Annotated in this window: 5 protein-coding genes; 3 read left to right on the plus strand and 2 right to left on the minus strand. The window is 58.5% G+C overall.

What is annotated here, in order from left to right:
* Window positions 1-285 precede the first annotated feature (285 nt).
* Entirely contained in the window at window positions 286-1,287 is a 1,002-nt protein-coding gene (locus YY7_RS0148800; RefSeq protein WP_080664216.1) for an N-acetylmuramoyl-L-alanine amidase family protein, read from the plus strand.
* A 69-nt stretch (window positions 1,288-1,356) separates the two neighbouring features.
* On the opposite strand, the gene YY7_RS0148805 is transcribed toward YY7_RS0148800, so the two are convergent.
* Window positions 1,357-2,379, minus strand: coding sequence for a hypothetical protein (locus YY7_RS0148805; RefSeq protein ID WP_245287703.1), 1,023 nt, complete (start codon window positions 2,377-2,379; stop codon window positions 1,357-1,359).
* 628 nt (window positions 2,380-3,007) lie between these two features.
* On the opposite strand from YY7_RS0148805, the gene YY7_RS0148810 reads away from it, so the two are divergent.
* A complete protein-coding gene (locus YY7_RS0148810) occupies window positions 3,008-4,150 on the plus strand; it encodes an MBL fold metallo-hydrolase (RefSeq protein ID WP_028169288.1) in 1,143 nt (380 codons plus the stop codon).
* A 501-nt stretch (window positions 4,151-4,651) separates the two neighbouring features.
* On the plus strand, window positions 4,652-5,002 hold the full coding sequence (locus YY7_RS0148815) for a potassium channel family protein (protein ID WP_028169289.1): 351 nt from the start codon (window positions 4,652-4,654) through the stop codon (window positions 5,000-5,002).
* A 692-nt stretch (window positions 5,003-5,694) separates the two neighbouring features.
* On the opposite strand, the gene YY7_RS0148825 is transcribed toward YY7_RS0148815, so the two are convergent.
* Window positions 5,695-6,762 carry an IS110 family transposase gene (locus YY7_RS0148825; RefSeq protein WP_028169291.1) on the minus strand — a complete coding sequence of 356 codons (1,068 nt, stop codon included), beginning with the start codon at window positions 6,760-6,762 and terminating at the stop codon, window positions 5,695-5,697.
* Window positions 6,763-7,282: the final 520 nt, after the last annotated feature.

The following is a 7,282-nucleotide window of genomic DNA, read 5'->3' on the forward strand; positions in this document are numbered from 1 at the left end:
TCGGGTCGGCCTGCGCATCGTCCTTTTCGAGGCTTGCTCGACGTTCACTCGCGTTACGGCCTGCACACTCGCGCTGTCACCAATTCGTGACACGCTAATCGAAGGCTTCAGCCACTTCGTTACCTCCATGACTGCTCCGATTGCTTCCGGCTGGAGCGTTTGCCGGGTGGGGCTTGCACCCACTGGAAAGCGCCGCCTTTACACGGCGCACACCCGGAACGGACGTCACAGACCTCTTCCGATATCGCTATAAGAGCCGCTATGATGGGCTTCGTGAGGGGGAGCATGAAGCGCTGCGAATTCATTTGTGTTCTCGGTGGCTTCGTTGCGGGATTTTGGCCCCGCCGCCGCTCCATCACCGTCGCAATAGCAGCATTGGTGCTTCTGCCGATCGAGGTCAGCGACGCCGGCTGGCTGTCGGATGTCTTCAAAAGCTCGTCAAAACACACCAAATCGCCAAAGCACGTCACCTCGGCAAAACGGGTCACCTTGGCGAGGCGTGCCACCTCGCCTAAGCCCCACGCGGTGCGGCTTGCCGCCCTGGGGGCGGGCGCATTGAATCCTTCCGCTTTGAAACCGGTCGCAACAATGTGCGATCCCTCGAAATTCCGGGTCGTTCTGGATGTGGGACATACCGCTGAATCAGAAGGCGCCATCAGCGCCCGCAACGTCGCCGAGTTCGTCTTCAATCTGCGCCTTGCGCAGCGGATCGAAGAGAAATTGAAGGCCGAAGGCTTTGCCGAAACCAGGTTGCTCCTAACCGAGGGCAAGGCCAGGCCCAGCCTTGTCAAACGTGTTGCCGCCGCCAGCAATCTGCGCGCGGATCTCTTCCTATCGATCCACCATGACTCCGTGCCTAACAAATTCCTCGAGGATTGGGAATTTGAGGGCAAGAAAAGCCATTTTAGCGACCGCTTCAGCGGTTACTCCGTCTTCGTCTCCCGCAACAATCCAGACTTCAAGACGAGCCTCTCGTTCGCCGAACTGGTCGGCAAGGAACTGAAGGCCCAAGGGCTTCTTTATGCCCAGCAATATACCCGGCCCGTCATGGGGCGCTACCAGCACCCGCTGCTGAACAAGGAAACCGGCGTCTACAGCTACGATCAGCTCGTCGTGCTGAGAAAGGCCCGGATGCCTGCCATCCTGCTGGAGGCGGGCTCGATCATCAACCGTGACGAAGAGCTCAAGATGGACTCGCCCGAACGCCAGAACATCATCAGCAGCGGCGTCACGGCCGCCGTGAAGGAATTCTGTGAGCCTCGATGGGCCATCCTCGGACCGCTCTGATGGCGTGGTGACGGCCCCGAATAGCGTCTCGGCGAAACCCGGTCCGATTGGCGCCTGCTGATTTCACCCCTATTGTCGCGTCTTGATCTCGTTGAACTTGGAAAGTGCTTGTTCAAATTTGGCATTGAAGAGCCACATCGCATCGAGAATTTCGCGGAAGGTTGCAGATGTTCTTGCCCGGTCAGCCTGGCCAAAGGCGAAGATGCTGTTGTTTCGCAGATATCCCATGATCGTCGGGACGGAAATTCTATAGTTGACGAGGTTGCCTGACTTGAGTGCCGACCTAGTCGGAGTGGGAACGATTTGGATGAGTTCAAAGAACTTCATTTGATCGATCGGATTTGGCAGTGCTTTCACGATCGCCGGTACTTGCGGGAAAATATCCGCGTGTGCGTTCATAAGGGCATCTCGCACTCCGGTCCAGTGATTGAGCCGATGATCCAGATTGCCAATCCGTGCCTCTTCCTTGTCGTCGCGCTGGCTTAGTGCAGGATCAAAGGCTGCAATCGATTTTTTTATCGCTGCCCACTTCGTTCGACCATTTTGATCTTCAGATGGACCCGTTTGCAGACTTCCCTTGTATTTATTCGAGCGCGCATTCCCTGCGTTTTGATTGCCATTCGTCTCGGCAAAGAAGAGTCCCAGGCTGATACGGCCTGCCGCCTCGGCATTCGTCGCATCAAGGCCTTTGGCTCGCGCAATGGCAGTTCCCAAATCGACAATGTCCTTGAATGGCGTATCTGATTTTTGCGCGTTGACGGGTGGCGCCTCCATGAAGTCGAAAAGTTTCCTGTACTCATCGAGCAGCGGCTCGTTGTCGGCGTCAAGATACGCCGGAGGGATTCCGAACTTATTGGGCCGTCCGATTTTGGACGTAAGAGCGTCGGTGAGGTCTTTATAGGCGCTCATCATGTCGATGCGTGCAAGGTAGAGCGCTTGTCCCGGCAAGTTCGGTAGCCGTTGATTGGAATTGATCTGTGCTCGGCGCTGGTCCAGGATCGACTCAAAGTGTTTTAGTGCATTGTTGTACGTATTGAGCGCGTCCGATTGTTTGCTTGTGAGTGCGGCCGGCTCACCCATTGCTGGGGACATGAAGCTGAGATTGCCGATGGCGGCCGAGACCAGCGATGCGGCCGCGTTAATGATCGCATCGATGGCGACGGAGACGGGCGGCGCGAGGAGGAGCCCGAGCGCGAGAGCTGCCATGGGCGCAGCGGTAAGTTTCTTTATCGCCATGGCTTCCCAATGTCTAAGTTTCGCCGGATGCGACCCATTGGATCGTAAACGAGGAACGCGCCGCTTGGCGAGGCGAAAGCCCTAAATCGGTTTATGTCCGCTTCTGACCGATCAAGCGCCGCTCCTGCCTCATCTCGGATGCGAAGTACCGTCCGGTTCCGAAATCGTCCGCTTATCGGGGTAGATTGGAAGTGACTGCCGACTTTGGAAAACAGCGCTTTTGACCCGGAGCGGACCAGCGCTTACACCCTCACAGGCGAGTGGACGGCGCCCGCTTCTAATCTTGCCGTCGAAACTGCGCTTGGTCTCGCCCGTGCCGAATGAGACTCGCCACGGTGTCCAGCGCGGGATAGGATGCCTCCAATCCTCGGTGTGCGGGCTGCCAGACACTGGTGTGTTCGGCGCCCCAACGCCTCCGCCCTGGACTGCGTTTCTGCGTGACGGCCTTGCGGCAGCAAAGGCCCCGCAAAGGGAGGATTTGACCATGTTAATTTGCCCGTGCAACGCAATTCATCGACGCGATGTGGTGTGCGGCGGCGGTGCTGCTCTGTTCAGCGCCATTGTGGCAACGTTGATGGGCGGCGCGAGGGCGGTACGCGCAGAGACGGTCACTGGCAAGGTTCCGGAAATCGATCGCGTGGCAGTGCGCGTGGTCGTCGACAGCTATCAATTCGCTGTCGCGCCGAGCCGGAAGGTTTCCAATGTTGAGATCGAACACTTCGGCTGGGGTATCGGCGGTGGCAAGCCACCTGGCAAAACGCTGATCAGTGAGTTCGGACTGTCGATGCACGTCGAGTCACGACGCGGCACCGAAACACGAAATGTCCTGATGGATTTCGGCTTCACACCGGACGCGCTGGTCAACAACGCCAATCTCGTAGGCATCGATCCGGCCGCGCTTGACGCCCTTGTCTTGAGCCACGGTCACTACGATCATTTTGGCGGCCTCGCCGGCTTCCTAAAGCAAAACAACGGCAAGCTGAAAGCCAAGGTGCCTATCTACGTTGGCGGCGAGGAGGCATTCTGCTCGCGCGAATGGACGGCTCCGCCGGTGCGCGGCGATTTCGGAGCCCTGGATCGGAAAGCGCTGGAAAACGCGAATGTGGCGGTAACCTATGCAGAAGGACCGGCACTAGTCGCCGATCACGGCTTCACCACAGGCCACATCGGTCAGACGAGCTTCGAGAAGCTGCTGTCCCCCAGCGCCATGAAGATCGGCGTGGACCACGGCATGGGATGCTATGCCGACAAGCTTCCGGAGGACGAACGGACAAAAGCTGTCATCCCGGACCAGTTCGGGCATGAGATCGCCACCGCGTTCAACCTAAAAGGGCGCGGGTTGATCGTATTGACCTCCTGCAGCCATCGCGGGGTAATCAACGCAATCAAACAAGCCCAAGCGGCTTCGGGAATCAGCAAGGTTCATGCGGTGATCGGCGGCTTCCACCTCGCGCCCTATAAGGAAGACTATGTGCGCGACACGATCACAGCGCTCAAGAGTATCGACATCGACTACGTCATTCCACTGCACTGCACTGGTGAGCCGTTCTACGAGATGGCCAAGGCCGAGATGCCGAACAAGCTCCTGCGCTCCTACACGGGTACACGCTTCATCTTCGCTGCCTGAGCAAGAAGGACACCACGCATCACAGCGCTCACGGCCGCGAACGAGTGCATTTGCTGGCCGCACCGGATTCTGGAGCGCTATAACATAGTGCCATTACGGCGAACGATTAGTGCCCATCTTCATCGGCCGTGACGCCCCACTCTGGACCCAAGAACAACCGATGGCGATAATCCGGTACGTGCCGTGCTAATAACGTCTGGCCCATCGGCGAAGTGGCGGTGCGCCTCGATAAGGTCCGCTCACTGGGCCACAGCGGACTAGATTTGCTCGTGTTGAGTTCTTCGCATTTTGACCCAACGGAGACATTGCCGCATTTTGCTTGCCGCGGCATGAGCGTTCGACGTATTGGTGAGCAACGCCTTCAGCAAGGTGCGAGATTTTCTTGCCCTTGACTTGCCGCACCTTGTTCCGGTTTGAAGGACCTTGCTCCAATTTTTTGCGCCGATCCATTGCTGAGTTGCACCACTTCTGCAGCGCTCCCTTTACGGAGGTCGCCACGACATGAACCGGCCAGCATCGAAAACGTTGCGGCGGCGCTTTTTGGTGGCCCTCGGCCATGCCCTTCACGTGACGTGGCCGGTGTTGTCGGTACTTCTGGCAATTCAGCTTGCCTTGGGCTTGCTGACTGGTTTTGTTGAGGGCTGGTCTCTCGGGGATGCGATCTATTTCACGTTCATTACCGGCCTCACGATTGGTTACGGTGATCTCGTCCCGAGGCAGACGTTGACGCGCGCACTTGCGATCGGAATTGGCTTTTTCGGGCTCTTTGTCACGGGTGTCATAGCGGCAATTGCGGTCCACGCCATTCGCTCAGCGCTCACCGATGGCGGGAGTGGCGGTGAGCGATCTTAGTATCGACGAGGTGTTCGAGTAAAGCGTGCTGTTTGCGCACTGCATAAGTCGGGTTGTGGCCCATCGCTGCCGTTGACGCGGTATAGCTAGAAGTCCGTTCACAGGAACAGACCGGAAGTCCGCGACCGAGAGGCAACAGAGGTTATTGACCCTTCGCGACATATTCCACCGTGACGCATCTTCGGTCGCTGACGGGGCACGGCGGAAATCGACAAGCTGACGTCTATTTCAGAGGGGCGACGCTCGTGACCCAAATGTATGGTCCGGCCGTGCGTTGCAAGTGGTTTCGCCGAACTGGCGGTGAGCGGTCTTGCATCAATGTATCCGGCCTTTGGTTAGAGCATTTGCTCCGGGCCATCATGGATATCAGCGCGCATGGTTCTCATTAGCGGACAGGCCTCGATTGGACCATTTGGGTCACCAGTGTTCGCATGCGCCGGGAAGACCGGCCTCCATCTCGTCTCATCCTCTCGCAGATCTCGGCTGGAAACTGTTGATAGGGTTACGTCATCGCTTGCTCCTCATATCGGGCAGTTCCTTTGTTCGAGCCAAGGGCCGTTCCTTCGTCCCGGCCTGCAGAACGTCGATCGCGTCGGGCGCAGGGGCGGTCAAGGCCGGCCGTCGCGCTTGGCTTGCGGCTGGCTCCGGCGTTGCCAGGCTGCGCCTTGACGGCGCCGAGCACGGCGCGAGGATCAAGCGGGTCGGACGACGCCGGCATCGTCGGTCCTCGTCAGTTCGAAGGCGCGGCCTTTGGCCAGCACTGCCCAGGCGATGCGGGCAAGCTTGTTGGCGAGCGCGATCGCCAGCACGTTGTGGTGCAACCGCCTCTTGGCCGCTTCGATCCAGGATTTGAGCCCGTACTGTTCCCAGTTCTTTGTCTTGACCAGCACAACCCATGCCGCCTGCACGAACAGAACGCGCAGGTAGCGATTGCCGCGCCTCCAGATTTTGCCGAGGATGGTGCGGTCTCCCGTCGAGATCTGCTTGGGCACCAGTCCGAGCCAGGCGCCGAAGTCGCGGCCTTTGGAGAATGCATCTCCAGTGCCGATCGCGGCCACCATGGCGCTCGAAATGATCGGCCCGATGCCAGGCACCGTCATCAGGCGCGAACATGCCTGATCTTGACCGGCCAGTGCTTCGATCTCGCCGGATAGGCCATCGATCCGCTGATCCAGCCGGCGCCAGTCGCCTGCCAACTCCTCGATGATACGCAACATGCGTGGCGACAGGGCATCGGTGCGCGTCGCAAGGATGGTGGGCAGTTCCGTGCGCAGGAAGCCGATACCCTGGCGCACGGCGATCCCGCATTCCAGCATGAAGGCGCGAATCTGGTTGATGATGCCGGTGCGTTGCGACACCAGCCGCTCGCGCACCCGATGCAGCGCCTGCAGATCCAGTTGCTCCGCGGTCTTGGTCGCCACGAACTTCATCGTCGGGCGCTGCGCGGCTTCGGCAATCGCTTCGGCATCATTGAAGTCGTTCTTCTGCCCCTTGCTATAGGGGCGGACATATTTGGCCGGCATCAACCTGGCATCGTGACCCAGCGATGCGAGTTTGCGGCTCAGGTGATGTGCGCCGACGCAGGCTTCCATGCCGATCAGGCAAGGCGGTAGATTGGCGAGCCGCGCTTCCACTTGGCCACGCGACCACTTTTGCCGCAGCACGATGGCGCCGCGCGTATCGTGGCCCACGACGTGGAACGAGTTCTTGCCGATATCGATGCCGATCACGGCGATCGCAGTATTGGGTGTCTGAGACATGGCGGGCTCCTTGTCTTCGCCCCTTGCCAGCTTCGCTTGCTGGCAGGGCAGGAGCACGGCCGGACCATCCCATTAGGGGACGTGACAAGGCTGTCGTAACTTACGTAGTATGACCGACCAGAGGGGGACATGGGACGGCGGGGCACGAGACGGGTTTTCCATTCGAGAACATTTCAGCGATGACCATCGAACCACTCTCCGCCGAATATGGCTCTTGGCATCCAGGGTTAGAATCGGAAATACCGCGAGAGTACCTTCCTCTGTCGACAATGTTCAGAATCGAAAATGTTTCGACGAGCATTTCAAAAGCGTACGAATTAAGCGACTACTGTAGCCTGCCGCCTACTGAANTAGTCGCATTTCGGGCCGAGCGATTGATTATACATGAACTGCTGATACACGTGACTACCACCATTTCNGTCCCCGATGGCGGGGATTACGAGGATTTGGGTCGAAACTTTCGTGAGATAACCTCAACTATTCTCAAACGGTATATTGCCCCTCATCGAGCGGAATTGGC

Source organism: Bradyrhizobium elkanii WSM2783, assembly GCF_000472865.1.
GTDB lineage: Bacteria > Pseudomonadota > Alphaproteobacteria > Rhizobiales > Xanthobacteraceae > Bradyrhizobium > Bradyrhizobium elkanii_A.